This window comes from Fundidesulfovibrio magnetotacticus, from assembly GCF_013019105.1.
GTDB lineage: Bacteria > Desulfobacterota > Desulfovibrionia > Desulfovibrionales > Desulfovibrionaceae > Fundidesulfovibrio > Fundidesulfovibrio magnetotacticus.
The window spans coordinates 1-24,631 of sequence record NZ_BLTE01000013.1; the positions used below are offsets into that span (position 1 = coordinate 1).

General features: G+C 67.5%; 26 protein-coding genes. 22 read left to right on the forward strand and 4 right to left on the reverse strand.

The window, feature by feature from the left end; genetic code table 11:
- The 10 genes from NNJEOMEG_RS20345 to NNJEOMEG_RS13740 all read left to right on the forward strand — a co-directional run.
- Nucleotides 1–618 (forward strand): hypothetical protein (locus tag NNJEOMEG_RS20345; RefSeq protein WP_217270542.1); only part of this gene is annotated, 618 nt, incomplete at its 5' end.
- The gene (locus NNJEOMEG_RS13700) at nucleotides 608–1,090 is read left to right on the forward strand and encodes a hypothetical protein (RefSeq protein ID WP_217270546.1); all 483 of its coding nucleotides are present in this window, start codon (nucleotides 608–610) and stop codon (nucleotides 1,088–1,090) included. The genes NNJEOMEG_RS20345 and NNJEOMEG_RS13700, both read left to right, overlap by 11 nt.
- A 204-nt stretch (nucleotides 1,091–1,294) precedes the next feature.
- Nucleotides 1,295–2,758 (forward strand): signal recognition particle protein, encoded by a 1,464-nt coding sequence (gene ffh, locus NNJEOMEG_RS13705; RefSeq protein WP_173085411.1) that lies wholly within the window; start codon nucleotides 1,295–1,297, stop codon nucleotides 2,756–2,758.
- Between the two features lie 72 nt (nucleotides 2,759–2,830).
- A complete protein-coding gene (rpsP, locus tag NNJEOMEG_RS13710) occupies nucleotides 2,831–3,076 on the forward strand; it encodes a 30S ribosomal protein S16 (RefSeq protein WP_173085413.1) in 246 nt (81 codons plus the stop codon).
- A gap of 61 nt (nucleotides 3,077–3,137) precedes the next feature.
- Nucleotides 3,138–3,371: a KH domain-containing protein gene (locus tag NNJEOMEG_RS13715; RefSeq protein WP_173085415.1), complete on the forward strand. Its 234-nt coding sequence runs from the start codon at nucleotides 3,138–3,140 to the stop codon at nucleotides 3,369–3,371.
- 17 nt (nucleotides 3,372–3,388) lie between these two features.
- On the forward strand, nucleotides 3,389–3,910 hold the full coding sequence (gene rimM / locus NNJEOMEG_RS13720) for a ribosome maturation factor RimM (RefSeq protein WP_173085418.1): 522 nt from the start codon (nucleotides 3,389–3,391) through the stop codon (nucleotides 3,908–3,910).
- 140 nt (nucleotides 3,911–4,050) lie between these two features.
- Nucleotides 4,051–5,328 (forward strand): tRNA (guanosine(37)-N1)-methyltransferase TrmD, encoded by a 1,278-nt coding sequence (gene trmD / locus NNJEOMEG_RS13725; RefSeq protein ID WP_173085420.1) that lies wholly within the window; start codon nucleotides 4,051–4,053, stop codon nucleotides 5,326–5,328.
- Nucleotides 5,329–5,364: 36 nt separating this feature from the next.
- Nucleotides 5,365–5,718, forward strand: a complete 354-nt coding sequence (rplS, locus tag NNJEOMEG_RS13730) for a 50S ribosomal protein L19 (RefSeq protein ID WP_173085422.1) — start codon at nucleotides 5,365–5,367, stop codon at nucleotides 5,716–5,718.
- 321 nt (nucleotides 5,719–6,039) lie between these two features.
- A complete protein-coding gene (gene rnhB, locus NNJEOMEG_RS13735) occupies nucleotides 6,040–6,669 on the forward strand; it encodes a ribonuclease HII (protein ID WP_173085424.1) in 630 nt (209 codons plus the stop codon).
- A gap of 166 nt (nucleotides 6,670–6,835) precedes the next feature.
- Nucleotides 6,836–7,237 carry a YraN family protein gene (locus NNJEOMEG_RS13740; RefSeq protein ID WP_173085426.1) on the forward strand — a complete coding sequence of 134 codons (402 nt, stop codon included), beginning with the start codon at nucleotides 6,836–6,838 and terminating at the stop codon, nucleotides 7,235–7,237.
- A gap of 111 nt (nucleotides 7,238–7,348) precedes the next feature.
- Here the strand turns inward: NNJEOMEG_RS13740 and NNJEOMEG_RS13745 are convergent, their stop codons facing one another.
- Entirely contained in the window at nucleotides 7,349–7,939 is a 591-nt protein-coding gene (locus NNJEOMEG_RS13745; RefSeq protein WP_173085428.1) for an O-methyltransferase, read from the reverse strand.
- Nucleotides 7,940–7,984: 45 nt separating this feature from the next.
- Nucleotides 7,985–8,188: a hypothetical protein gene (locus tag NNJEOMEG_RS13750; protein WP_173085430.1), complete on the reverse strand. Its 204-nt coding sequence runs from the start codon at nucleotides 8,186–8,188 to the stop codon at nucleotides 7,985–7,987.
- A gap of 95 nt (nucleotides 8,189–8,283) precedes the next feature.
- Here NNJEOMEG_RS13750 and rsmI point away from each other — a divergent pair, with 95 nt between their 5' ends.
- The 3 genes from rsmI to NNJEOMEG_RS13765 all read left to right on the forward strand — a co-directional run bounded on the left by rsmI (nucleotide 8,284) and on the right by NNJEOMEG_RS13765 (nucleotide 11,140).
- Nucleotides 8,284–9,147 (forward strand): 16S rRNA (cytidine(1402)-2'-O)-methyltransferase, encoded by an 864-nt coding sequence (gene rsmI / locus NNJEOMEG_RS13755; RefSeq protein ID WP_173085432.1) that lies wholly within the window; start codon nucleotides 8,284–8,286, stop codon nucleotides 9,145–9,147.
- Nucleotides 9,137–10,645 (forward strand): two-component system sensor histidine kinase NtrB, encoded by a 1,509-nt coding sequence (locus NNJEOMEG_RS13760; protein WP_173085434.1) that lies wholly within the window; start codon nucleotides 9,137–9,139, stop codon nucleotides 10,643–10,645. The genes rsmI and NNJEOMEG_RS13760 overlap by 11 nt, the downstream gene beginning before the upstream one ends.
- Before the next feature lie 144 nt (nucleotides 10,646–10,789).
- The gene (locus NNJEOMEG_RS13765; RefSeq protein ID WP_173085436.1) at nucleotides 10,790–11,140 is read left to right on the forward strand and encodes an Hpt domain-containing protein; all 351 of its coding nucleotides are present in this window, start codon (nucleotides 10,790–10,792) and stop codon (nucleotides 11,138–11,140) included.
- A gap of 10 nt (nucleotides 11,141–11,150) precedes the next feature.
- Here NNJEOMEG_RS13765 and NNJEOMEG_RS13770 read toward each other — a convergent pair whose 3' ends face one another.
- Both NNJEOMEG_RS13770 and NNJEOMEG_RS13775 read right to left on the reverse strand, forming a co-directional pair.
- Entirely contained in the window at nucleotides 11,151–11,363 is a 213-nt protein-coding gene (locus tag NNJEOMEG_RS13770; protein WP_173085438.1) for a type II toxin-antitoxin system HicA family toxin, read from the reverse strand.
- The gene (locus NNJEOMEG_RS13775) at nucleotides 11,360–11,563 is read right to left on the reverse strand and encodes a type II toxin-antitoxin system HicB family antitoxin (RefSeq protein WP_173085439.1); all 204 of its coding nucleotides are present in this window, start codon (nucleotides 11,561–11,563) and stop codon (nucleotides 11,360–11,362) included. The genes NNJEOMEG_RS13770 and NNJEOMEG_RS13775 overlap by 4 nt, the downstream gene beginning before the upstream one ends.
- A 313-nt stretch (nucleotides 11,564–11,876) precedes the next feature.
- Here NNJEOMEG_RS13775 and NNJEOMEG_RS13780 point away from each other — a divergent pair, with 313 nt between their 5' ends.
- The 9 genes from NNJEOMEG_RS13780 to tssC all read left to right on the forward strand — a co-directional run bounded on the left by NNJEOMEG_RS13780 (nucleotide 11,877) and on the right by tssC (nucleotide 24,628).
- Nucleotides 11,877–14,663, forward strand: a complete 2,787-nt coding sequence (locus NNJEOMEG_RS13780) for a glycosyltransferase (protein WP_173085441.1) — start codon at nucleotides 11,877–11,879, stop codon at nucleotides 14,661–14,663.
- A gap of 101 nt (nucleotides 14,664–14,764) precedes the next feature.
- A complete protein-coding gene (locus NNJEOMEG_RS13785; RefSeq protein WP_173085443.1) occupies nucleotides 14,765–16,588 on the forward strand; it encodes an ABC transporter ATP-binding protein in 1,824 nt (607 codons plus the stop codon).
- A 10-nt stretch (nucleotides 16,589–16,598) separates the two neighbouring features.
- Nucleotides 16,599–17,231 (forward strand): DUF4136 domain-containing protein, encoded by a 633-nt coding sequence (locus tag NNJEOMEG_RS13790; RefSeq protein ID WP_173085445.1) that lies wholly within the window; start codon nucleotides 16,599–16,601, stop codon nucleotides 17,229–17,231.
- Nucleotides 17,228–18,409 (forward strand): glycosyltransferase, encoded by a 1,182-nt coding sequence (locus tag NNJEOMEG_RS13795; protein ID WP_173085447.1) that lies wholly within the window; start codon nucleotides 17,228–17,230, stop codon nucleotides 18,407–18,409. Before NNJEOMEG_RS13790 ends, NNJEOMEG_RS13795 begins: the two co-directional genes overlap by 4 nt.
- Before the next feature lie 348 nt (nucleotides 18,410–18,757).
- A complete protein-coding gene (locus NNJEOMEG_RS13800) occupies nucleotides 18,758–20,710 on the forward strand; it encodes a hypothetical protein (protein ID WP_173085449.1) in 1,953 nt (650 codons plus the stop codon).
- Nucleotides 20,707–21,684, forward strand: coding sequence for a UDP-glucose 4-epimerase GalE (gene galE / locus NNJEOMEG_RS13805; protein ID WP_173085451.1), 978 nt, complete (start codon nucleotides 20,707–20,709; stop codon nucleotides 21,682–21,684). The genes NNJEOMEG_RS13800 and galE overlap by 4 nt, the downstream gene beginning before the upstream one ends.
- 303 nt (nucleotides 21,685–21,987) lie before the next feature.
- Nucleotides 21,988–22,269, forward strand: a complete 282-nt coding sequence (locus NNJEOMEG_RS13810) for a late competence development ComFB family protein (protein ID WP_173085453.1) — start codon at nucleotides 21,988–21,990, stop codon at nucleotides 22,267–22,269.
- A 313-nt stretch (nucleotides 22,270–22,582) separates the two neighbouring features.
- Nucleotides 22,583–23,068, forward strand: a complete 486-nt coding sequence (tssB, locus tag NNJEOMEG_RS13815; RefSeq protein WP_173085455.1) for a type VI secretion system contractile sheath small subunit — start codon at nucleotides 22,583–22,585, stop codon at nucleotides 23,066–23,068.
- Nucleotides 23,069–23,134: 66 nt separating this feature from the next.
- Complete coding sequence (gene tssC, locus NNJEOMEG_RS13820) at nucleotides 23,135–24,628, forward strand: type VI secretion system contractile sheath large subunit (protein WP_173085457.1); 1,494 nt, start codon at nucleotides 23,135–23,137, stop codon at nucleotides 24,626–24,628.
- The last annotated feature ends 3 nt before the right edge of the window (nucleotides 24,629–24,631 follow it).

The window sequence follows — 24,631 nt, forward strand, 5'->3', positions numbered from 1 at the left end:
CCGGGCTGGGCATCGCCTCAAGGGGCAGCGCCCGGGCATGGTCTCCTCGGGTGGGCCGCTGCAACGCAACAACCGGGGCAACCCGGCCAGACCGGCACGTTTTGGGGCGATACGGTCCCATCGCCGTGGGATCGGCATGAGTCGCCGGAAGGCTGGCAGGAGGGTGGCGGCGATGGGCAGGAGGAAGAAAAGCCCAAGGAGGCCCCGAGCCCGGGAGGGACGATTCTGATTACGACGTATGGAACGTATGGGGGAATGTCGGTTGGTGACCATTCCGCGCTGTACGTTGAGGGCAAGAATTTCTTGTACGATCCTGGGGGCAGTTTCCGGAATGGTGAACGAGGGAGCGGGGATGTTTTCGATCTGGGCGACGAGGGTCTTGAATCGTACATCAAGTATCAGGAGAGCATCGGATCAACTGTTTGCAAGACAAATATTCCGACGACTGCAAGTGAGGAGGCAGAGATCGTCTCCAGGGCCGAGCTTCAGGGTGGAGGAAGAAAAGGGTCGTGTGCTCGTGATGTTTCAGCCGCCCTCGGTGGGGTGTGCGGCATCACCGGAGCGCTTACGCCAAGTGGACTTCATTCGCAGGCTGAAGGAGCAGTGCGTGAAAAATAAATTGACGGTGAAACGCGCAGTGTTGATTGTCGCGACTGTCTGTGTCGTGACATCAGTCTGGCTGATGACACCAATGTACAGAGTGTTCTATTTTCCCATGCCGTCGTCCAGGTTTAGGTTTGAGATGGCAGTGTTGTTCGTGGTGTGTTTCGCAATGTTTCTGTTGCGATGCAGAGCATTCGTGGAAAATAGGTCGCCTGTCGTTGTTGCCTCGGCATCAGCAGTGGCGGGGTTCGTGGTGACGATCTTTGGTATTGTCTATGAGCAATGTCGTTCTTGCTTGATGTACGGGTGCAAGTCCATGGGTGTTGGTGTCGATGCGACGGATGCGCTGATCGTCTTGGGGGTCGCCACGTTTCGTTCATGGTTTGTGTTGGCTGTCGTAATTGCATTGACTTACAAATTCCTTCCGAGAGTGGTAAGCGCCTGCTCGACGTTTTGGAGAAATGTTAAATCCTGGAAGGAAGGCTGACAGTCTTCAGCAGAAGCTGATCGGGTGATCAAGGGATCGTGGTTGCGCGAGGCTCATCCGCTCCGGCCATGGTTGCGCCATCGCCACGCCAATCTCCCGCGCGCGCCCGGTCTTCCCTCACCGCTTGTCGACACCCCTTGACTTGACGGCCCCCCCTGGCTAAGGGGGAGGGCTTCTTTTTTCACGAAGCCTAAAGAAGGGACCATGTTCGAAAGCCTGCAAGACCGCCTCGAAGGCGTATTCAAGAAGATTCGCGGCCACGCCCGCCTGGACGAGACCAACGTCCAGGAGGCCCTGCGCGAGGTGCGCCTGGCGCTCCTGGAAGCCGACGTGAACTTCAAGGTGGTCAAGGCCTTCACGGAGCGCGTGCGCGAGCGCGCCCTGGGCCAGGACGTCTTGAAGTCCCTCACGCCGGGCCAGATGGTGGTGAAGATCGTCCACGAGGAGGTCCTCGCCCTCCTGGGCGGAGAGGCCCAGACGCTCGACTTCCGCCAGAAGCCCCTCATCGTGATGATGACCGGCCTCCAGGGCTCCGGCAAGACCACCACCACCTCCAAGCTGGCACTCTGGCTGCGCCGCCACCACAAGCGCAAGCCCTACCTGGTGCCCGCCGACGTCTACCGCCCCGCGGCCATCGACCAGCTGCACAAGCTGGCCTCCCAGCTCGATTTCCCCGCGCACCCCTCCACCACCGGCCAGAACCCCGTGGACATCTGCCGCGAGGCCGTGGAAGAGGCCGCCCGCCAGGGCTGCGACGTGGTCATCCTCGACACCGCCGGACGCCTGCACATCGACGAACCCCTCATGGAGGAGCTCAAGGCCATCAAGGCCGCGGTGAACCCCCACGAAATCCTCTTCGTGGCCGACGCCATGACCGGCCAGGACGCCGTGACCGTGGCGGGCAGCTTCAACGAGCGCCTGGACATCACCGGCGTCGTGCTCACCAAGATGGACGGCGACGCCCGGGGCGGCGCGGCCCTCTCCATCAAGGAGGTCACGGGCAAGCCCATCAAGTTCGTGGGCATGGGCGAAAAGGCCTCGGACCTGGAGATCTTCCACCCGGACCGCGCGGCCTCGCGCATCCTGGGCATGGGCGACATCCTCTCGCTCATCGAGAAGGCCCAGGAGGAGTTCGACGCCACCGAGGCCGCCGAGATGGAGCGCAAGCTCCGCCAGGCCCAGTTCACCCTGGACGACTTCCGCACCCAGATGCGCCGGGTGAAGAAGCTGGGCTCGCTGGAGTCGATCCTGAAGATGATCCCGGGCATGGGCAAGATCACCAAGCAGCTTGGCGAGGTGCAGATGCCCGAAAAGGAGATGGCCCGCCTGGAGGCCATTATCGGCTCCATGACCAAGAACGAGCGCCTGGAGCCCAAGATCATCAACGATTCCCGCAAGCGCCGCATCGCCAAGGGCTCGGGCGTCCAGGTGGGCGACGTGACGGCGCTGTTGAAAAATTTCGAGCAGATGCGCATGATGATGCAGCGCATGATGGGCGGGGGCAAAATGCCCAAGATGCCGTCCATGCCCGGAGGGCGCATGCCCGCCGGAATGCCGGGCATGCCCGGTATGCCCGGCATGGCGGGACTGGCCGGGGCCATGGGGGCCAAGGCCGGGTCCACCAAGAAGAAGAAGGACAAGCGCAAGAAGCGCAACAAGAAGCGCTGAGCGCGGCCAAGCCCCACCGGGCTTGCCAGCGGAAGAAAACACGTTACTTATCCTCACTGGGGGTGAACGATTATGGCCGTCAAACTGAGACTTACTCGCATGGGCTCCAAGAAGCGTCCCTTCTACCGCATCGTCGCCATGGACAGCGCCACCCGCCGCGACGGACGCGCCCTGGACTACATCGGGCACTACAACCCCATGGCGAACCCCGCCGAGGTGGTGGTGGACGCCGAGAAGGTGGCCCAGTGGATCGAGCGCGGCGCGCAGCCCACCGACACCGTGGCGGCTCTCCTGCGCAAGGCCGGCAAGAGCAACTAGCCCGGATGCCGGTCGGCTCGATGCGGCGCCCTGAAACGTGCCCGACACACGGAGGCGCCAGATGTTGAAAGACCTCATCGAATACGTTGCCAGGTCGCTGGTCGACAATCCCGACGCCGTGCAGGTGAAGGAAGTCGAGGGCGAGCAGACGTCGGTGATCGAGCTCAAGGTCGCCAAAGAGGACCTGGGCAAGGTCATCGGCAAGCAGGGGCGCACGGCCAGGGCCATGCGCACCATCCTTGGCGCGGCCTCCACCAAGGCGCGCAAGCGCTCGGTGTTGGAGATCCTCGAATAGGCCGGGAGGGCCGGAGATTGGAGAAGTCCAAGCTGGTCGTCATCGGCGAGGTGGTCAAACCTCACGGTATCCGGGGGGAGTTCAGCGTGGAGAGCCACGCGGACTCCCCCCGGCTGTTCGCCGTCGGGGCGCGCCTCGGGCTGCGCGGGAAGAACCGCCCGGAGCGCTTCGTCACGGTGCGCTCGTGCCGTCCGCACCAGGGGCGGCTTTTGCTCACCATCGAGGGCGTGGAGGACCGCGACGCCGCCGAAGCTCTGCGCGGGCTGGAGGTGGTGGTGCCCCCCGAGGCCCTGCCGGAACTCCCCGACGACGAAATCTACCTGCACGAGATCGTGGGCTTCGCCTGCGTGCTGCCCGACGGCACGCCCGTGGGCGAACTGGAAGCCTTCATGGACTCCCCTGGGCAGGACCTCTGGCTGATCCGCGCCCCGGACGGACGCGAAATCCTGTTTCCCGCCCACGACGAATCCGTGCTGGAGATCGACGAGGAGCAGCGGCGGATCGTGATCGACCCGCCGCCGGGGCTGCTGGAGCTCTAGCGGGTGTCGCTTCCCTGCCCAGCCGTGGTGGAATGTTCACCACGCCGTGGTAAAATTTTTACCATGTCGGCGCGTCACGGTCTCCCCTCCCTCGGCGACCGCCTTTGGGCCGTGCCCGTCACGGCCCTGTGGAGCTGACCATGCGCTTCAACCTCCTCACGCTCTTCCCCGAATTCTTCGAGTCCCCGCTCTCCTGCGCGCTCATGGGCAAGGCCCGCGAGCAGGGCGTGGTGGACTTCAACCTCGTGAACCCGCGCGACTTCGCCTTCAACAAGCACCGCTCCGTGGACGACCGGCCCTACGGCGGCGGGCCGGGCATGGTCATGGCCCTGGACCCCCTGGCGCACGCCCTGCGCTCCCTGGAGAACCCCGGACGCATCCTGCTCATGAGCCCGCGCGGGCGGCCCCTCACCCAGGCCCTGGCCCGCGAGCTGGCCGCCGCCCCCGCCGTGACCATCCTCTGCGGGCGCTACGAGGGCATCGACGAACGCCTCCTGGACCTCTTCCCCGTGGAGCTCGTCTCGGCCGGGGACTTCGTGCTCTCGGGCGGAGAGTCGGCCGCCATGTGCCTCGTGGAGGCCGTGGCGCGCCTCGTGCCCGGGTTCATGGGCAAGGAGGAGTCCGGCGAGGAGGAGAGCTTCTCGGCCGGGCTGCTGGAATACCCTCAGTACACGCGCCCCGAGGTCTACGAGGGGCTGGGCGTGCCGGACGTGCTCCTGGGCGGCGACCACGCCAGGGTGGCCGCCTTGCGGCGTGAACAGTCCCTGGGCCAGACCCTGGCCCGGCGGCCCGACCTGCTGGGCGAGGCCCCCCTCACGGGGCCGGACCGGCGCTTCCTGGCGCAAAAGCCCCGCACTCTCCTGGGGCGCGCCCTCTACGTGGCCCTGGTGCACGGCCCGGTGCTCAACAAAAAAGGGCACACGGTCACTGTGTCCTTGACCAACCTCGATCTGCACGATATAGCCCGCATTTCCCGAACATACGGGCTTGCAGGGTTTTTCGCGGTCACTCCCCTGGAGGACCAGCAGGCCCTGGCGCGCACGCTCCTGGACCACTGGACCCTGGGCGCGGGCGGCCGGGCCAACCCGGACAGGGCCGAGGCGTTGGGGAAAGTCCGGGTGGCGGCCACTCTCGAAGAGGCCGTCTCCCAGGCGAGGGAACATGCGGGGCAGGACCCCTGGGTGCTGGCCACCAGCGCCCGGCCCGACGGCGGGGTGACCCCCGGCGCGGTGCGCGAAACGCTGCGGGAGCGCCCGGTGCTCCTGGCGCTGGGCACGGGTTCGGGGCTGGCCCCCGAGGCGCTGGCCCTCACGCACGGCCAGTTGGCCCCCGTGAGGCCCTTCGGCGCCTACAACCACCTGCCGGTGCGCGCCGCCTTCGCCATCCTCGCGGACCGCATCCTGGGCGACATTTTTTGAGGCTTCCCGGTGAAGCCAGACATAAGGAGACAGGCCATGGACATCATCCGTCAGATCGAAAACGAGCACATCCGCCTGGACATGCCCCAGTTCAAGCCCGGCGACACCGTGAAGGTGCACTTCCGCATCCTCGAGGGCGAGAAGGAGCGCATCCAGGTGTTCCAGGGCGCTGTCCTGCGCCTGCGCAAGGGCACCACCAACAGCACCTTCACCGTGCGCAAGGTCTCCGACGGCGTGGGCGTGGAACGCGTGTTCCCCATGTACTCGCCCTTCATCGAGCGCGTGGAAGTGATCACCGAGGGCAAGGTGCGCCGCTCGCGCCTGTACTACCTGCGCAAGCTGCGCGGCAAGGCCTCCCGCATCAAGTCCAAGAACGACTGGAACAACTAGTCCGTTTCCCGGCGATGCCGTTTCGGGCCGCCGACGCCAGCGCATTCGTCCGCTCCCGTGCCATCCGGCGCGGAGCGGGAGAGCCGCGCGGGCGTCGGCGGCTTGTCGTGTTTGCCGTGCGCTCCGGCGGGGCTGACGGCTGGGCGCGCCTGCGGCGCGGCCACGGCCTGACGGGAAGAGGTGTCGGCGTGGGCCTCGCAGGGGCGCGCGTCGGCCTGTCCGAGGCATGGGCCAAGGTCTGGCCCGCGTCGCGCGGCCTTGCTGGGCGTTGCGCCGGTTTGTCCGGGCTTTTCGTCCCGGCCTGCACAGCGCCGCGCGTTTTTGCGGCGCATCTCGGAGGTCGCCGTGCTGGCCGGGGTTGACGAGGCCGGGCGCGGCTGCCTGGCCGGTCCCGTGGTGGCCGGGGCCGTGATCCTGCCCGCCTCCTTCGACCTGCCCGGGCTCACCGACTCCAAGAAGCTCACCCCCGCCCGGCGCGCGCGCCTGGAGGGGGCCATCAAGGCCCAGGCCGCGGCCTGGGGCCTGGGTGTGGTCTGGGCCGCCGAGATCGACCGCATCAACATCCTGCAGGCCACCTACCGGGCCATGGCCCGGGCCGTGGCGGCACTGCGCGCCGTCCCCTCGGGCCTGGAGGTGGACGGCAACAAGACGATCCCCCCGCACCTGCTGGCCCTGCCGGGGCTCCCACAGCGGGCGGTGGTGGGGGGCGACGCGCTCATCCCGGCCATCTCGGCCGCGTCCATCCTGGCCAAGACCTTCCGCGACCGGCTCATGGAACACCTCGACCGCAAGTACCCCGGCTACGGCCTGGCCGGGCACAAAGGCTACGGCACGGCCGACCACCTGGCGGCCTTGGTCCGGCTCGGCCCGTGCAGGCTGCACCGCCTGACGTTCCGGGGCGTTCTGCCCGAGCCCAGGGGCGCGCAGGCGGTCCAGGGCTCCCTGTTGTGAGAGCGTTCATGGCGGCCTGCCGCAGGCCCGTCCGTCCGGCGGATGCCCCCCGGAAACCGCCCCCGGGGACTGCCAACCGCACCTGCCCCCCGCCGAGGAGTCCAGAGGAGCCTGCTCCTCTGGCCGCCAGAGGCTTCTCCAGCGACATTCCCCCCAAGCACGCCCCATGATCGCCGATCATCTCCTCCTGGGCCGCGAAGGCGAGGACGCGGCGGCCGCCCATCTCGCGTCGCGCGGCTACGAGGTCCTGGAACGCAACTGGCGCACGCCGCGCGGCGAGGTGGACCTGATCTGCCGCCACGGGGACACCCTGGTGTTCGTGGAGGTGAAGACGCGGGGCCAGGGCAGCCTGGCGGCCGGGACCGACGCTGTGCACGGGCGCAAGCGCTCCCGGCTTTTGCGCGCGGCGGCCGAATACCTCTCCGCAGGCGACTTGTGGGCCAGGCCCTGCCGCTTCGACGTTGTGAGCGTCGTACGCCACGGCGCATCCCTGCGCGTGGAGCACCTGGAGGACGCCTTCCGGGCCGATTTCGAGCGCTCGGGAGGGCGCGGCTGGCAGCCCTGGTGAATCTCTAGTGTTTCGTCCTCGAAATCCATCCATACGGATTGTCAAAACAAGCAGCCAAAACCATTGATTTACATTTTGAAAAACATATTCATGTTTTTCAAAATCGCGACACTAAAGCTTCCTGCAGACCAGTTCGCCGGAACCGATCGGGACCACCAGCGAGTCCACGCGCGGGTCCGTGGGGACGTATTCGAGAAACTCTGCCATCTCGTGGGAGTGGCTGATGGCGTTGTCAACCACGAGCAGCCCTCCGGGCACCAGCTTGGGCACGATCGCGTCGAAGCAGGCGCGCAGGATGGCGCGCTCGGCGTCCAGGAAACAGAAGGCCAGGGGACCATGGCCCGCCAGGAGCGGCACGGCGTCGGCCTCCACGAGGCGCACGCGGTCTTGCGCCCCGGCGGCGGCGAAGCTCTCCCGGGCCAGGGCGGCCTTGCGGGGGCTTATCTCGTAGGTGGTGAGCCGCGTGCCGCGCAGCCCGGCGGCCTGGGCCAGCCAGAGGGCCGAGTAGCCGCCCGACGTGCCCACCTCCAGCCATTCGCCCTCGGGCGCGTTGGCCGCCAGCAGGCAGAGGAACCGGCCCGTCTCGGGGGGGATCTGGCGCAGGCGGTCGAAGCGGGGGGTGCCGTCGGTCTTGTCTGCCTCGTGCATGGCGGCCAGCAGGGCCATGCGTTCGGTCACGGCCTCGGGAATGCTGTGGAACACCGGGACCTCCAGGGAAGACGGGCGGGACTCGGGGGCGGTTTCGGCCTAGATGACCACGTTGCCGATGATGCGCCCTTTCTCGGCGTGGTCGTAGACGCCGGTCCAGGCGTTCACGGAGACCGGCGGCTCGGCGGGGCGCTGGGCGAACTTCTCCACGGCGACCTGCTGCGGGTCGAAGGTGATGAGGCCGTTGGAGTTGGCCATGGAGATGGGGCCGTTGGAGCCCACGTCGTAAGCGGGATCTGCCATGGTTGAGACGTATGCCCGGCGTCCCGGCCTGTCAATGGCCCGCTTGCTCCTCGGCCCCGCTTGCATTCGGGCCGGGGCCATGGGATAGCCCTTCCATGCAGGGTGAGCCGGGAACGCTGTGGGTGGTGGCCACGCCCCTGGGCAACGCGGGGGACCTGACGCCCCGCGCGCGCGACATTCTCGGGCGCGCGGGCCTCTTGCTTTGCGAGGACACCCGCCGCGCGATCCGGCTCCTGGCGGACCAGGGCATCGCCCAGCCCCCGGAGGGACGGCGCATGCTCTCCCTCTTCGACCACAACGAGGAAGGCCGCATCCCCCAGGTGCTGGCCCATCTGGACCAGGGCGGCGAGGCGGCGCTCGTCTCCGACGCGGGCACGCCCGTGCTCTCCGATCCGGGATACCTGCTGGTGCGCGCCTGCCTGGAGGCCGGACACCGCGTGCGCCCGGCGCCCGGGCCCTCGGCCGTCATGGCCGCGCTGTGCGTCTCGGGCCTCGCGCCCCAGCCCTTCGTCTTTTTGGGCTTTTTGCCGCGCAAGTCCGGCGACGTGCGCCAGGCCCTGGCCCGCTTCGCCCCCACGGGGTGCACCCTGGTGTTCTTCGAGCGCAAGGACCGCCTGGCCAAGACCCTGGCCCTGGCCCTGGAGGTGCTGGGCGAGCGCGACTGCGTGGTGGCCCGGGAGCTTACCAAAACCCACGAGGAATTCCTGCGCAGCAGGCTCTCCGAAATGGCCGCCCAGGAGCGCGAACTCCTGGGCGAGATCACCGTGGTGCTCGGACCCGCCCTGGAGCAGGCGACGGCGGACCCGGATATGGTGCGCCGCGTGCTGGAGGAGGAGGCCCGCGCCGGGGGCAGGCCGCGCGAGGTGGCCCGCCGCGCGGCCGCCAGGCTGCCGGGACGAACGGCCAAGGAGCTTTACGCGCTCCTGGGCCAGGGGCGGGGAGGTGAGCATGTCACCTGAACGGCTGCCCGACGGATACTGCCTGTGGGAGCTGGAGGACAGCGCCTTCTGCGTGGGCATCATGGGCACGGGGCCGGGATTTCTCTCCATCCTGGACATCATCTTCAATCCGGCGGTGGCCGATTTCCTGCCACCCATGACCCTTGCCGCCCTGGCCGAGCCCGGCCCGGAGCGCGAAAAGCTGGGCGATCCCCGCGTGGAGGGCCTGCCGGTCTACGAAACCCACCAGGAGATGCTCCGGGCGCACCCGGACATCAACCTGCTCATCGAGCTGGTGGGCAAGCGCCACAAAGTGAAGTCAATCGTGGCCGGGCTGCCGGGCCACGTGAGCTTCATCGACCACACGGCCTCCTTCTTCCTGTGCGCCCTCAACAAGTTCGCGGCCATCAGCGCGCGCTGCCAGCTCAACCTGGACAACCAGCGGGTGCTCGTCCAGGCCGTGCTGGACGAGGTGCCCGAGGACATCCTGCTCCTGGACCGCCAGGGCCGCGTGGTGGACGTGAACCGCAACGTGGCCCTTCGCCGGGGCGCGCCCAAGGAGGAACTCCTGGGCAAGCCCTGCTGGGACGTGCAGGCCGTGCGCGACGACATGCCCTTCTGCCACCCCGAGACCAGGGACTGCCCCTTCCACCAGGCCCTGCGCACCGGCCGCAAGGCCGAATCCCTGGAGACCAGGGTGAGCAAGGAGGGCAGGCTCCTCTATTTCCGCGAGTACGCCTATCCAATCTTCGACGCCTCCGGGGGCATCTCCCACGTGATGGTCATGCGCCGCGACATCACCTCGCGCACCGAGTCCGAGAAGCGCGCCCAGCAGACCGAGAAGGTGGGCGTGGTGGAACGGCTCTCGGCCTACATGGCCCACGAGATCCGCAATCCGCTCTTCGCCATCGGCGGGTTCACCAACGCCCTGCTCAAATCGCCCAACCTGAGCGAACGCGAGCGCGAGAAGGTGCGCATCATCCTGGAGGAGACGGCCAAGCTGGACCGCATCCTCAAAGAGATGATAGGGTTCTCCCGGCCCGGCTCGGAACAGCCCGGGGAGGTGGACGCCGCGAGCGTGGCCCGCGAGGCCGTGGAGGTGCTGCGCGCCGGCTTCCTGCCCGCCGGGGTGGAGATCGCCCTGCGCCTGGAGGAGGCCCTGCCCCGGGTGAAGGCCCACGAGGAGACCCTGCGCCGGGCCATGATGCATCTGGTGACAAACGCCCTGGAGGCCATGGACGGACCGGGCCTCGTGGAGGTGTCGGCCGGGCTTTCGGCCGGTAACGTGATGCTGTCCGTCCGCGACACGGGCCGGGGCATGTCGCAGGAGACGCTGGAGCGGGTGTTCAGCCCGTTCTTCACGGGCAAGGGGCTGGGCAAGGGCAAGGGCTACGGCCTGGGCCTGGCGCTCATCCGCAAGGCCGTGGAGGACTGGGGAGGCCGGGTGGAAGTGGCCAGCCGCGAAGGCGCGGGCACCACGGTGTCGCTGGTGCTGCCGCCCGCCCTGGCACTGCCTTAGGATCGCGCCGGGCGGGACGCGCGGGCGTTCCCGGGCAAGGGCCAGGGCGCTGCAACCGTCCGCGAAGTCGCCGTTCTTCCCGTTGCCGAGGCCCCTACGGGGCCGACCGCGCCGGGCCGGACAAGCAAACATGAGGAAGTGGGAATGGTCGCGAATCTGGTGGACATGGCCAAGCTGGTGGAACGCATGGAAGGGGACCAGGACCTCATCAACGAGGTCTTCGACATGTTCGTGGAGGAGGCCCCGGCGCGCCGCGTGAAGTTCCAGGCCGCCCTGGCCGGGCAGGACGCGCAGGCCGTGGTCATGCTGGCCCATTCGCTCAAGGGCGCGAGCGGCACGCTGCACTGCGAGCCCCTGCGCCAGGCCTGTTTCGAGCTGGAGCACGCCGCCCGCGCCGCGGACCAGGAGCAGGTGTCGGCGCTCACGCCGCCCGTTCTGGATCTGCTGGAAAAGACCGCCGCCTGGATGGCTGCGTATCGCAAACAGGGGGCGTGAATCCGGCCCCCTAAATATCCCGCGGCCGCAATCCGGTATGCTTTGCGATGCGGGCCAACATGCGCGGCCCGATCTCCTCGTCGTCCCCGAAGGGAAACACATAGTGAGGCCACCCCTCGCGGACAAGAACCTTGTGGGATGTTCCTTTTCGAGCCCGGATACCCCATCCGATTCTGCACAGCGCCGCGAGCACGCGCCTGCCTTTCGAGGAGGCCCAGATCACGCGAAGCAGAGGGTTTCGCGCGTCTCCAGCGAGGCCTCGCCGTGTTCGATTCGCTCGGCCAGCACCCGAAGCGCCAGGGCCACGGCCATGTTGTAGGCCTCGCGCTGGGTGGCCCCGTAGGCCATCACTCCGGGAATCTCGGGGATTTCGGCGATGTAGCGCCCGTCCTCCTCTCGATCGAACTCAACAGTGTATCGCATGGGATGCTCCTTGGAGTTTTCCTTAACGCGCCTTGTGCGCGGGGTAAAGCGGGGGCGTGAATCCGGCCGGTTCCGCCAAAGTCCGTCAAGGGAAATTATCGTAACCGCCGCGTGCGCAGTTTTCGTAACCGGAGCGCGTCACGCATTTCACATGCCCGCCCGGCGCGGCTTCCCGGCCGCCTCGGCGCATGGCACACGCCTTGCTTTCACCCGCCCGCGCCGTCAGGCGCCTCCCCCGGCCGGGCACGCGGCCCGCTCCGGGAGATCACCAAGCGCGATCAACCGGCCATGCGCCGGAAAAGGTGAGGGCACCATGTTCCAGTTAGAAGGCGGCAGCGCCTCCCCGGCCATCTTCGAGCGCCCCCGCGTCCACGGACGCTTCCTCTTCCTGGGCGACAAGAAGTTCTTCATCAAGGGCGTCACCTACGGTCCGTTCCCCGAGAACGAGAACGGCGAGCCCCTGCCCGAGCCCGAGCGCGTGGCCGAGGATTTCCGCCTCATGCGCTCCATCGGCGTGAACACCATCCGCGTCTACTACGTGCCGCCCAAGTGGTTCCTGGACGCCGCCGCGACCCACGGCATCCACGTGATGGTGGGCATCCCCTGGCCCCAGCACCTGTGCTTCCTCGACCAGTGGGAAGTGAAGGAAGCCATCAAGGACGCCATGCGCGAGGCCGCCCGCGCCTGCGCCGGACACCCGGCCCTGCTGGCCTACCTGATCGGCAACGAGATCCCCAGCCACATCGTGCGCTGGTCCGGGGCCAAGAACGTGGAGAAGTTCCTGGGCAAGCTGGCCGCCATCGTCCGCAGGGAAGACCCCACGGGCCTGGTGACCTACGCCAACTACCCCTCCACCGAATACCTGAAGCTCCCCTTCCTCGATTTCCTGTGCGTCAACGTCTACCTGCACGAGGAAACGAGCTTCCGCGCCTACGTGAAGCGCCTTCAGAACGTGGCCGGAGACCTCCCGCTCGTGCTCTCCGAGTTCGGCATGGACTCCCTGCGCCACGGCGACGAGGCCCAGGCCAGGTTCCTCGAATGGCAGGTGCGCGCCGCCTTCGAAGAGGGCGTCTCGGGCACCATGGTCTTCGCCTGGACCGACGAGTGGTACACCGGCGGCCACCTCATCGAGGACTGGAAGTTCGGCATCGTCGACGCCGACCGCCAGCCCAAGGCCGCCTTCAACGCCGTGGCCAAGGCCTACGCCAACCCCCTGCCGCCCCTGCCGCCCCACGCGCCCATGATCTCCGTGATCGTCTGCGCCTTCAACGCCGACTCCACCATGGAAGGCTGCCTGGCCAGCTTCGAGCACGTGGAATACCCCAACTTCGAAGTGATCGTGGTGGACGACGGCTCCACCGACAAGACGGGGGAAATCTCCGACCGCTACGCGGCCAAGTTCCCCTTCATCCACGTGATCCACCAGCCCAACCTGGGCCTCTCCGCCGCGCGCAACGTGGGCATGCACGCCGCCCAGGGCGAGATCATCGCCTACACCGACTCCGACTGCTACGTGGACCCCCACTGGCTCACCTACATGGCCTGGGCCTTCCGCGACCAGCGCTTCGCCGCCGTGGGCGGACCCAACCTGCCCCCGCCCGAAGACAACCGCACCGCCGCCTGCGTGGCCGTCTCCCCCGGCGCGCCCACCCACGTGCTCGTCACCGACGAGATCGCCGAGCACATCCCGGGCTGCAACATGGCCTACCGCCGCGAACACCTCCTGGCCACAGGCGGCTTCGACGTGACCTACCGCGCCGCGGGCGACGACGTGGACCTCTGCTGGAGGCTCATGGACATGGGCCACACCATCGGCTTCCACGCGGGCATGATGGTCTGGCATCACCGCCGCAACACCGTGAAGGCCTACCTCAAGCAGCAGAAGGGCTACGGCCGCGCCGAGGCGCTGCTCATGCCCAAGCACCCGCAGCGCTTCAACGTGCTGGGCAACTCCCGCTGGGCCGGGCGCATCTACGGCGACATCTCCGGGGCGCTGCTCTCCACGCGCCCGGTGATCTACCACGGCGTCTTCGGCTCCGGCCTCTTCCAGACCCTCTACGAGCCCAAGGGCAGCCTGACCGCCTACCTGCCCATGAGCTTCGAATGGATGCTGGCCGCCGTGGCCGTGCTGGCCTCCGGCTTCGCCTTCGCGCCCCTCTTCGCCCTGGGCGCGGCCATGCTGGGCGTCACCTTCGCCTTCGTGGGGCACCGCGCCGCCCAGGCCAAGCTCCCCAAGGCCCACGACACCTTCCTGGCCCGGCTGACCATCTTCCTGCTCACCCTGGCCCAGCCCTGGATTCGCGGCAAGGCCCGCTACCAGACCCTCATGGACTTGCGCCGCCAGGGCCGCAGGGGCATCAAGAGCGGCAGCCTGGCCGTGCTGGGCCTGCCCGAGGAAGCCAACCTGCCCAAGTACACCCTCTGGACCCGCGTGAAGGACACCTGCTCCATCTTCCGCAGGGGCCTCAAGTTCCACCGCTTCTTCTGGAACGGCGCGTCCCTGGAGCGCGAGGACGTTCTCGACCACATCCTGCGCGTGCTGCGCACCCTGGGCGTGAGCCACACTGCGGGCACCGGCTACGCCGCCTCCTCCAGCGTGGCGCCCTGGGACCTGCGCATCCAGCCCGGGCTCATGAGCGCCCTGATGCTGCGCGTCACCGTGGAACACCACGGCGGGGACAAGCGCTTCGTGCGCCTGGCGGGCTCCGTGGCCCCCACCGGCCTGGCCGTGGCCCTCACCGGTCTCTCCCTGGCCGCCGGCCTGGGCTGCCTGGCCCTGGGAGCGCTGATCCCGGCCGCCGTCTGCGGCGGCGCGGCCCTGACGGCCATGCTCTGGACGGCCAAGGGCATGTCCTCCTCGGCGGCCATGGTCACCAAGCTGGCCCAGCACCTGATGACCTGCAAGCACGGCTGCTCCCTCACCGAGCCCGAGGACCCCAAGAAGGCCGCCAAGGAAGCCGCCAAGGCCGCCAAGGAAGACCAGGCCATCGCCGTGAAGCCCGTGAACGCCCCGGCCCAGGCTCCGGCCGAGGAAGACGAGCACCTGGAGGCCGGAAAGGCCGAGGCCGCCCGCGCCGCCGTGGACGCGCCCCTTCAGTAGTCGACATCAAAGACGCCATCGCGTAAGACCCGGACCGGGCCGGGGGGGCAGCCCTGCCCTCCCGGCCCGCTTGCGGTCAACCATCCAACCACCCGGATACCATGGCAGTTTTCCTCAAGCTTCTCGGCTACCTGCGGCCCTATTCACTCCTCTTCGCCTTCTGTCTGGGCCTGGTGGGGGTGCAAAGCGCCCTGGAACTGCTCAAGCCCTGGCCGCTCAAGCTCTGCGTGGACCAGATCATCGCCCGCCAGCCCCTGGAATTCTGGGGATGGACCGTGCCCGCCGACGTGCTCTCCACCGGGACGGAGCTGGCCGTGGTGGCCATCGCCCTGGTGGCCGTGCACTTCCTCTCGGGCTTCGTCCAGCTGGCCAACAACTACCTGACCATCCGCATGGGGCAGGACATGGTGCAGGACTTCCGCTGCGAACTCTTCGACCACCTGCAGCGCCAGTCCCTGCTCTTCCACCAGACCCGCCCCACCGGCGACCTGCTCTACCGCCTCATGGGCGACACCTACTCGGTGCAGACGCTGCTGATGAACGGCGTGTTCACCACGCTCACGAGCATCGTGCTCCTCATGGGCATGTTCTTCGTGCTCCTGGGCATCGACTGGGAGCTGACGCTCTACGCCATGGCCGTGGTGCCGCTCCTGATCCTGGCCATCGCCAGCGTGACCAAGAAGATCGGCAACCTGACCTACGAGACCCACATGAAGGAGTCCAAGGTCTATTCCACGGTGGAGAACATCTTCAACTCCATCTCGCTGGTGCAGGCCTTCGCCCGCGAAGACGAGGAGCGCAGGCGCTTCGTGGCCGAGAGCCAGCACAGCTTCGACCGCAAGCTCACGCTCTATTCGCTGCAGACGGCCTACGGCTGGCTGGTGGGCGCCATCACGGCGGCAGGCACGGCCTACGTGCTCTACGTGGGCGCGCGCCACGTGCTGGAGGGCGACCTCTCCACGGGCGACCTGCTCATCTTCCTGGGCTATCTGGCCTCGCTCTACACGCCGCTTAACAACATCGCCAACACCATGGGGGCCATCCGGGGCTCGCTGGCCCAGGCCCGGCGCGTGCTCGACGTGCTCGCCGAGGACAAGGCCGTGCCCGAGGCCCCCGACGCCAAGCCCCTGGAGATCACCAAGGGCGCGGTGGAGTTCTCCGGCGTCACCTTCGGCTACGATCCCGAACGCCCCGTGCTGAGCGGCGTGAGCTTCAAGGCCCGGGGCGGGGCCACCGTGGCCGTGGTGGGCCAGACCGGCGCGGGCAAGACCTCGCTCATCAGCCTGCTTCTGCGCTTCTACGACCCCCAGAAGGGGGCCATCACCATCGACGGGCAGGACCTGCGCAACGTCACCCTGAAGAGCGTGCGCCAGCAGGTGGCCATCGTGCTCCAGGACACGCACCTCTTCCCCATGAGCGTGCACGACAACATCGCCTACGGCAAACGCACCGCAACCCGCGAGGAAGTGGTGGCCGCGGCCACGCTGGCCAACGCCCACGAGTTCATCGAGGCCATGCCCCAGGGCTACGACTCGCTGCTCGACGAGCGCGGCTCCAACCTCTCGGGCGGCCAGCGCCAGCGCCTCTCCATCGCCCGGGCGCTCCTGAAGGACGCGCCCCTGCTCATCCTGGACGAGCCCACCTCGGCCCTGGACGCGGGCACCGAGGCCCAGATCATGGAAGGCCTGGACCGGCTCATGGAGAACCGCACCACCTTCGTGATCGCCCACCGCATGTCCATGATGCGCCGGGCCGACCTGATCCTGGTGATCAAGGACAAGACCGTGAGCGAGATGGGCACGTTCCAGGAACTCCTGGACAAGGGAGGCGAGTTCGCCCGTCTCCATGCTCTTCAGTTCGCGCCCCTCAAGGAACGCCGCCCCCGCGACGCCCAGGGCCAGGAGATCGTCGCCGAGGCGCCGTAAGGAGGCGTCCATGCCAAGCCGTTTCACCAGACTTCCGGCGCTGTTCGCGGCCCTTCTGCTGGCCGTGCTTTCGGTCGGCTGCTTCGGCGCCTCGGGCCTCTACACCATGCGCCTGGACGCCTACGCCGAGCATCTGCCCTACGGCAAACGCTTCGTGGTGCGCCCCGGGTTCATGGACATCGCGCCCGACGACAAGACCTTCCTGGCCTGCGCGGACATGCTCGCCAAGGCCCTGGAGCCCAAGGGCTACACCCGCGCGGCGTCACTGGAGGAGGCCGACCTGGTGGTCTACCTGGCCTGGAACGTCTCCGAGAACCGCCACATCCCGGCCGAATCCATGCCCCAGGGCTTCGCGGGCCACAACGCACGCCTGCTGGCCTTCCTGGACTACACCCGCGAGCTGGCCGTGGAGGCCGTGGACATGGCCCGCTTCAAGGCCAACCTCCCCAAAAACGTGGTCTGGCGCATGTACGTCATCTCCACCGGGCCCACCTCCGGCATGGAGAAGTCCATGCCCTATTTCGCGGCGGCCATCGCCGAGTACGCGGGCAAGAGCGGCGACGTGTCCGTGGAAGTTGATTCCGACTTCACCATCCGGCCCGTGAAACCGGCCCCCAAACCCTCAAAAGGCCCGAGGCCATGAACAAACGCACCATCATCGTCTCCGGACTGGCCTGCACCTACCCCCTGGGTGGCGTGGCCTGGGACTACATCCAGTACCTGCACGGCTTCCACAAGCTGGGGCACGACGTCTACTACCTGGAGGACACCGGCGGCTGGGCCTACGACCCCTTCAACGTCACCTTCACGGAAGACTATTCCTACCACATCAAGTACCTCACGGACTATCTCACGGCCCTGGACCCGGACCTGGCCAAACGCTTCTGCGTGCGCGACCCGTCCGACAACTTCCACGGCCTCTCCCAGGAGCAGCTCACCGACGTGGTGAAGCGCGCCGACGTGGTGTTCAACATCTCCACCACCCTCTGGCTGCGCGAGGAGTACCAGGGCATCCCCGTGAAGGTGCTCATCGACTCCGACCCCATGTACACCCAGGCGGGCATCCCTGATTATCTCGCGGGCACGGCCTCCGAGAAGGACGTGAAGAACATCGAGCACATGAAGCTGCACGATCGCTTCTTCAGCTTTGCCGAGAACTTCGGCAAGCCCGGCTGCCTGATCCCCCAGGGCGTCTTCGACTGGCGGCCCACCCGCCAGCCCATGGTCCTTGAGAGCTGGGACACCCCCCGCAAACCCGCCTCCGACGCCTTCACCACGGTGCTCTCCTGGCAACCCAAGGAGTCCGGCCCGGTGATCGGCGGCGTGCAGTACGGCGGCAAGAACATGGAATTCCTGCGCTTCATCGACCTGCCCAGGAAGACCTCCGCCACCCTGGAGCTGGCCCTGGGCCAGGGCAGGCCCCCGCGCGAGATGCTGGAGGAGAAGGGCTGGAAGCTCGAGGACGGCTTCGCCAAGTCCACCACTCCCTGGCTCTACCGCGACTACATCCAGGACAGCTTCGCCGAGTTCTCCATGGCCAAGAACGCCTACGTGGCCTCGCGCTCCGGGTGGTTCTCCTGCCGCAGCACCTGCTACCTGGCGGCAGGGAGGCCCTGCGTGGTGCAGGACACGGGCTTCTCCGAGTTCATGCCCACGGGCGAGGGCGTGCTGGCCTTCTCCAGCGAGGACGAAGCTTTGGCGGGCATCGAAGCCGTGCGCGCCGACTGGGACAGGCATTCCAAGGCCGCGAAGAAGTTCGCGAAAGAGTGGTTCGATTCCGACGCGGTGCTCTCGAAGCTCCTCAAGGAAGCGATGGAGTAGGGCGGCTGGCCCGCCCGGAGGCCGCGCGGAGGCCGTGCGCACCGGCGCTGACCGGCGGCCCTGTCCCGTGTCGGCCTTGCCGTACCGGGCGAGACCCGAGAGGTCTGGCCGGTGTGGGCAGGACCGGAGGGGTCCTGTCCGTGCCGGTCCGGTCCTGTCCGTGCCAGTCCGGTCCGGTCCGGTCCGGTCCGTGCCGGTCCGGTCCGGTCCGTGCCGGTCCGTACGGGGCCGGGCTCAGGGGCCTATCGACTCCCGAAGGAAAGGCCCCCGGTCCCGGAAACCGGCAACGGCGTCGGCGCGCGTTCGCGGGCCGACAACGGAACAACCAACAGATCACAGGACGTAGACGTGAGCCTTTCGCATCGCACGACGCGCCCCAGCCCTGGCCGTCCCCACGCCGCAGGGCGTTACTTCGCCCTGGCCGCCCTCCTGCTGGCGGCCATGCTTCTCGCGCCCGCCGTCGGTCTCGCGCGCGGCTGGTCCGTGGACACGTCCGCCGACGTGCGCTGGCTCGTCACGCCCCAGGGCGAGCGATTCTTTTCGCTGGGCGTGAACACCACCAACGGCGGCTCGAAATTCGACCTGGAAAAGGGCGACAAGGCCTACCACTTCAAGCGCTTCTACCCGGACCTCGCGGCCTGGGGGGCCAAGGCCCAGGAGCGCCTGACGGCCTGGGGCTTCAACACCGCCGGGGGCTGGTCCGAGCCTTCGGCGGTCATGAGCCTGCCGCTCATCCCCGAGATCGACCTGGGCCGCAACGCCAAGCTCCACTGGTACGACATCTTCGCCCCCTCCATGCAGGACGACGCCGACGCCATGGCCCGCGAGATCATGGGCTGGACCAGGAACAATCCCCGCGTGCTGGGCGTGTTCACCGACAACGAGGTGGGCTGGTGGAACGCGCCGCTCTTCTCCTGGCACCTGGAGCGGCCCTGGGCCATCCACTCCAAACGCGTGCTCTGGCGCATGCTCTTCGAGCGCTACGAGGGCAAATGGGAACGGCTTCTTGAGGATTTCGTCCCGGCCTCCGAAGGGCTCGACTCCTTCGAGAAGCTCAAGGAGGGCGGGGCCTCGCTCAAGCTGCGCCCCGGCGGGCGGGGCATCCGTGCCGTGGGGCAGTTCACGCGGCGCATCGCCGGGCGGTACTACGAGCTGGTCTTCCGGGCCATGCGCAAGGCCGCGCCGGAGCTTCTGGTGGTGGGCGACCGCCTGCCTCTCTATTACGACCAGAACGCCGTGCTGGCCCAGAGGGGCTTCGTGGACGTGCTCTCGAGCAACTACAACGTGGACTGCGAGGACGGCTGGGTGGCCCCGTACTACTTCGAGGGCCTGCGCGAGCTCTCGCCCGCGCCGGTGCTCATCTCCGAATTCTTCTTCGCCGCCGACGAGAACCGCAGCGGCAACACCAACAACGGCCACCTGATGCACGTGGCCACCCAGGCCGAGCGCGCCCGGGGCGCGGCCGCCGCCGTGCGCAACTTCGCGGGCTTCCCCAACGTGGCGGGCGTGCACTGGTTCCAGTACAACGACGAGCCCACCGGCGGGCGCGGCGACGGGGAGGACTTCAACATGGGCCTCGTGGACATCCACGACAAGCCCTACGAGCTGCTCACCCAGGCCCTCACGCAGGCCAACGCCCAGGCCCCGGCCATCCACGTCGCCAGCCGCTGGGCGCAGGCCCCGGCCGAGGGCGTGGCCCCGGTGCTCCTGCGCGCCGCGCCCGGGCATTCCGCCGCCGACGGCTCGCTCCTGGACTGGAAGGACAAGGCCGGAACGCGCCTCACGGGCTTCAAGGCCCCCAGGCCCTACGCGCCCTTCGGCGACGTGCACGTGGCCTGGTCCCCGGAGGGGCTTTCGTTCTTCACCATCGCGGGCAACTACGTGGACCTCTCGCTCATGGACGCCGCGAACTTCCCCCTCTCCGAGACCTTCCAGCTGCGCTTCACCGTGGACGCAGGGGCCGGTCCGCGCACCTTCGGCATCCACCTGGCCCCCAGGCCCCATTCGGTGTGGCCCGGCCGCTACGAGCTGGTCCCGCAGCTGTGGCGCTACGAGAACGGCAAGCCCGCAGAGCGCGTGGACGCCCCGGATCTGGTGAAGGCCCTGGACAAGCCCCTGCCCCACATCCAAGTGGAGGGCTTCCTCCCGGCCGGGCTCCTTGGCGTGCAGGCCCTCGGGCCAGGGCAGGAGATCCGCCTTGGCGTGGAGGCCGAGAACTTCTATCGTGAACTGACCATGGCCTGGGCAGGACGGACCGTCGTCCTGGGACAGGCCCTGGACAACGCCGGAGAAAAGCAATGAGCGCGAACATCCTGGTGACGGGCGGGGCGGGCTACATCGGCTCGCACACCTGCAAGGCCCTCAAGGCGGCGGGCTACAACCCCGTCACCTTCGACAGCATGGTCTACGGCCACGAGTGGGCCGTGAAGTGGGGGCCGCTGGTTCGGGGCGACATCCTGGACGGCGAGGCCCTGGACGCCGTGTTCCGGCAGTACGCCCCCCAGGCCGTGCTGCATTTCGCGGCCTTCGCCTACGTGGGCGAGTCCGTCTCCGATCCGGAGAAGTACTACCGCAACAACGTGGTGGGCACGCTGTCGCTGCTTTCGGCCATGCGCCGGGCGTCTTGCCGCCACATCGTGTTCTCCAGCACCTGCGCCACCTACGGCGTGCCCCAGGAGCTGCCCCTGCGGGAGGACCACCCCCAGAAGCCCATCAACCCCTACGGCTGGACCAAGCTCATGATGGAGCAGACCCTGGCCGACTTCGACCACGCCTACGGCATCCGCCATGCCAGCCTGCGCTACTTCAACGCCGCCGGGGCCGACCCCGACGGCGAGATCGGCGAAGACCACGACCCCGAGACCCACCTGATCCCCCTGGTGGTGTACGCCACGCAGGGCAGGCGCGGCCACGTGGAGATCTACGGCACGGACTACGACACCCGCGACGGCACCTGCGTACGCGACTACATCCACGTCACCGACCTGGCCGACGCGCACATCCTGGCCCTGCGCCGCATCCAGGACAAGGACGAAAGCCTCACCGTGAACCTGGGCACCGGCAACGGCCAGACCGTGCGCGAGGTGATAAGGGCCGTGGAGAAGGTCTCGGGCAGGCCCACCCCCGCGAAGGAAGGCCCGCGCCGCCCCGGCGACCCGCCGGGCCTCTACGCCCGCGCCGACAAGGCCTGCGAACTGCTGGGCTGGAAGCCTCAATTCGGCGACGTGGAGACCATCGTGGGCACCGCCTGGAAGTGGCACGAGAAGCACAGGTAGGGCGTAATCCGGCTCCCCTTCGACCCCGAGCGGCCGCGTAGGCCCCGCTGCGGTCGCGCGCGGCCTGGTGGAGTGCGATATCACGGCCTGTCTGGGCGGAACCCAGTGAAGCGAAACCCCTTCGGGCGAGTCCCGGAGGGGTTTCGCCGCCCATGGAGGGCGGGAACGGTGCAAGATGCGTCCGCGCGGCTGGCCTCTTCGCATCCGGAGCCCCCAACCCACGAGAACCTTTGACCCCGGCGCGCACTCTGTTATGGTGACCCGGACTCTTTTGGTTCCAACCGCCGTCGACGGAGGCCCCGCATGAAGGAAGAAAAGCTCGCCGCGCGCGGCGTGGATCTCTCCAGCATCCGCAACAAGAACGAGGGGAGGGTGGCCAGAATCCTGGAGGAAATCCTGGGCGAGGAGGCCGAGCCCCTCGACTCCCTGGACATCCAGGACATCTACGCCCTGGCCCTGAACCTCCTGCCCGCGCGCTACCGCCAGCAGGGCTCCATCGTGCTCTCGGAGCCGGTCAAGGACGCGCACATCGAGTCGGCCATCCGACGGGCCATGCGCTCCGTGAAGGAACGGCCCGGCCACTGAGCCCGGGCGGCTCCCCCCCCCTCGGCCGGACTGAAGGACCCGCGCCCGAATCCGCCGGGGCGCGGGGGCGAAAAACGTCCATGCGCCACCAGGAGGCCGACGGAACGCTCCGGAACGGCGCGACTGCCGCCGTGTAGGCCCGTGGCGAAGCGTTCGGGCCGGGAGGGCGGCCTCCGCGAGGCGTTTCCAGGCCTGCGCGCCGCTCCGACTCCAGCCTGCCGAGCGGCTTGCCACGAAAATAACGCTTTCAATTCGGACTGATTCTGGTAGAGAAAGAGCCGAAACTCCCACTATCGTTCAGGAGGGATCCCCAATGGCCCAGGAAGCTTCCGTCGCCCCCAAGGAGCGCGTGAACATCGTCTACAAGCCCGCAACGGGCGATGCCAAGGAAGAGGTCGAACTTCCGCTCAAGCTTCTCGTGCTCGGCGATTTCACCAATCGCCCCGACGACCGCACCGTGGAGAACCGCGACCCCATAAGCGTCGACAAGGACAACTTCGACGACGTGCTCAAAGCCCAGAACATCGAGCTGAACATCTCCGTGCCCAACAAGGTCTCGGGGAAGGACGGCGACGAAATGGGCGTGAAGCTCAAATTCGACAAACTCAAGGACTTCGAGCCCGACGCCATCGTGGCCAAGGTGCCGGAGTTGCAAAAGCTCATGGAACTGCGCGAGGCCCTGAAGGCCCTCAAAGGCCCACTCTCCAACGTGCCCGAGTTCCGCAAGAAGGTGCAGGAGATGGTGCAGGACCCGGCGCTGCGCGACAGGCTGCTCAAGGAACTGGGGGTCAACGCCTAGGCGCGGGGACCATTCCGCCGTTTTGCATGCCGGACGTCCGGCAAGGCCTTTCAAGGAGGACCACAGATGGCTGACGAAGCGACCCAGGCCCAGGAAGCGCCGGCCCAGGCACAGGCGGCCGCGGCCGATTCCTCGCTTTTGGACGATATCGTCGAGGCGACCAAGCTCAAGCCCTCGGACGACGCCTTTTCCACCACCAAGCAGGGCCTTCAGGCCTTCCTGGAGGAACTGGTCAAGCCCGAGCGCTCCGGCGCGCGCGTCTCCGGCGCGCTCGTGGACGACATGATCTCCCAGCTCGACCAGAAGCTCTCCAGCCAGGTCAATGAGATCATGCACAATCAGGACTTCCGCAAGCTCGAAAGCTCCTGGCGCTCCCTCAAATACCTGGTGATGCACACCGACTTCCGCGAGAACGTCCGGTTGCAGTTCATCAACGCCACCAAGGAAGACCTGCTCTCGGACTTCGAGGACGCCCCCGAGGTGGTAAAGTCCGGGCTCTACAAACAGGTCTACACGGCCGAATACGGCCAGTTCGGCGGCCAGCCCTTCGGGGCCATGATCGCCAACTACGAGTTCGGTGCCGGACCCCAGGACGTGAAGCTCCTGCAATACTGCGCCTCCGTGGCCTCCATGGCCCACGCGCCCTTCATCGCCGCCGCCGGGCCGCAGATGTTCGGCATCGAGAAGTGGGAGGACCTGCCCAACCTCAAGGACCTCCAGTCCATCTTCGAGATGCCCCAGTACACCAAGTGGAACTCCCTGCGCGAATCCGAAGACGCCCGCTATCTGGGGCTCACCCTGCCGCGCTTCCTGCTGCGCCTGCCCTTCGGGCCGGACACCGCGCCGACCAAGTCGTTCAACTTCAAGGAAGACACCTCCGGCGGCGACGACGACTTCTGCTGGGGCAACGCGGCCTTCGCCTTCGCCTCGCGCCTTACCGACTCCTTCGCCAAATACCGCTGGTGCGCCAACATCATCGGCCCCCAGGGCGGCGGCGCGGTGGAAGACCTGCCCCTCTACCAGTACGAGGCCATGGGCGAGATCCAGACCAAGATCCCCACCCAGGTGCTCATCAGCGAACGCCGGGAGTTCGAGCTGGCCGAACAGGGCTTCATCGCCCTCACCATGCGCAAGAACTCCGACAACGCGGCCTTCTTCTCCGCCAACTCCGTGCAGAAGCCCAAGTATTTCGGCATCTCCAAGGAAGGCAAGGAGGCCGAGCTCAACTACAAGCTCTCCACCCAGCTGCCCTACATGTTCATCATGAACCGCCTGGCGCACTACATCAAGGTGATCCAGCGCGAGAACATCGGCACCTGGAAGGAACGCTCCGACCTGGAAGACGAACTGAACAAGTGGATCAGCCAGTATGTGACGGAAATGGACAACCCCGCCCCAAGCGTGCGTTCCCGCAGGCCGTTGCGCATGGCCAAGATCGAAGTGCACGACGTGGAAGGGGATCCAGGATTCTATTCCGTCACCCTGCTGGCAAGGCCGCACTTCAAGTACATGGGCGCTTCGTTCACCCTGTCCTTGGTCGGCAAGCTCGATAAGAAATAAACC

What these genes read in the sequence shown, in the direction of transcription:
- ffh (WP_173085411.1), top strand. Translation starts at nt 1,295, where the DNA reads ATGTTCGAAAGCCTGCAAGACCGCCTCGAAGGCGTATTCAAGAAGATT.
- rpsP (WP_173085413.1), top strand. Translation starts at nt 2,831, where the DNA reads ATGGCCGTCAAACTGAGACTTACTCGCATGGGCTCCAAGAAGCGTCCC.
- NNJEOMEG_RS13715 (WP_173085415.1), top strand. Translation starts at nt 3,138, where the DNA reads ATGTTGAAAGACCTCATCGAATACGTTGCCAGGTCGCTGGTCGACAAT.
- trmD (WP_173085420.1), top strand. Translation starts at nt 4,051, where the DNA reads ATGCGCTTCAACCTCCTCACGCTCTTCCCCGAATTCTTCGAGTCCCCG.
- rplS (WP_173085422.1), top strand. Translation starts at nt 5,365, where the DNA reads ATGGACATCATCCGTCAGATCGAAAACGAGCACATCCGCCTGGACATG.
- NNJEOMEG_RS13740 (WP_173085426.1), top strand. Translation starts at nt 6,836, where the DNA reads ATGATCGCCGATCATCTCCTCCTGGGCCGCGAAGGCGAGGACGCGGCG.
- NNJEOMEG_RS13750 (WP_173085430.1), bottom strand. Translation starts at nt 8,188, where the DNA reads ATGGCAGATCCCGCTTACGACGTGGGCTCCAACGGCCCCATCTCCATG.
- rsmI (WP_173085432.1), top strand. Translation starts at nt 8,284, where the DNA reads ATGCAGGGTGAGCCGGGAACGCTGTGGGTGGTGGCCACGCCCCTGGGC.
- NNJEOMEG_RS13760 (WP_173085434.1), top strand. Translation starts at nt 9,137, where the DNA reads ATGTCACCTGAACGGCTGCCCGACGGATACTGCCTGTGGGAGCTGGAG.
- NNJEOMEG_RS13765 (WP_173085436.1), top strand. Translation starts at nt 10,790, where the DNA reads ATGGTCGCGAATCTGGTGGACATGGCCAAGCTGGTGGAACGCATGGAA.
- NNJEOMEG_RS13775 (WP_173085439.1), bottom strand. Translation starts at nt 11,563, where the DNA reads ATGCGATACACTGTTGAGTTCGATCGAGAGGAGGACGGGCGCTACATC.
- NNJEOMEG_RS13780 (WP_173085441.1), top strand. Translation starts at nt 11,877, where the DNA reads ATGTTCCAGTTAGAAGGCGGCAGCGCCTCCCCGGCCATCTTCGAGCGC.
- NNJEOMEG_RS13785 (WP_173085443.1), top strand. Translation starts at nt 14,765, where the DNA reads ATGGCAGTTTTCCTCAAGCTTCTCGGCTACCTGCGGCCCTATTCACTC.
- NNJEOMEG_RS13790 (WP_173085445.1), top strand. Translation starts at nt 16,599, where the DNA reads ATGCCAAGCCGTTTCACCAGACTTCCGGCGCTGTTCGCGGCCCTTCTG.
- NNJEOMEG_RS13795 (WP_173085447.1), top strand. Translation starts at nt 17,228, where the DNA reads ATGAACAAACGCACCATCATCGTCTCCGGACTGGCCTGCACCTACCCC.
- galE (WP_173085451.1), top strand. Translation starts at nt 20,707, where the DNA reads ATGAGCGCGAACATCCTGGTGACGGGCGGGGCGGGCTACATCGGCTCG.
- NNJEOMEG_RS13810 (WP_173085453.1), top strand. Translation starts at nt 21,988, where the DNA reads ATGAAGGAAGAAAAGCTCGCCGCGCGCGGCGTGGATCTCTCCAGCATC.
- tssB (WP_173085455.1), top strand. Translation starts at nt 22,583, where the DNA reads ATGGCCCAGGAAGCTTCCGTCGCCCCCAAGGAGCGCGTGAACATCGTC.
- tssC (WP_173085457.1), top strand. Translation starts at nt 23,135, where the DNA reads ATGGCTGACGAAGCGACCCAGGCCCAGGAAGCGCCGGCCCAGGCACAG.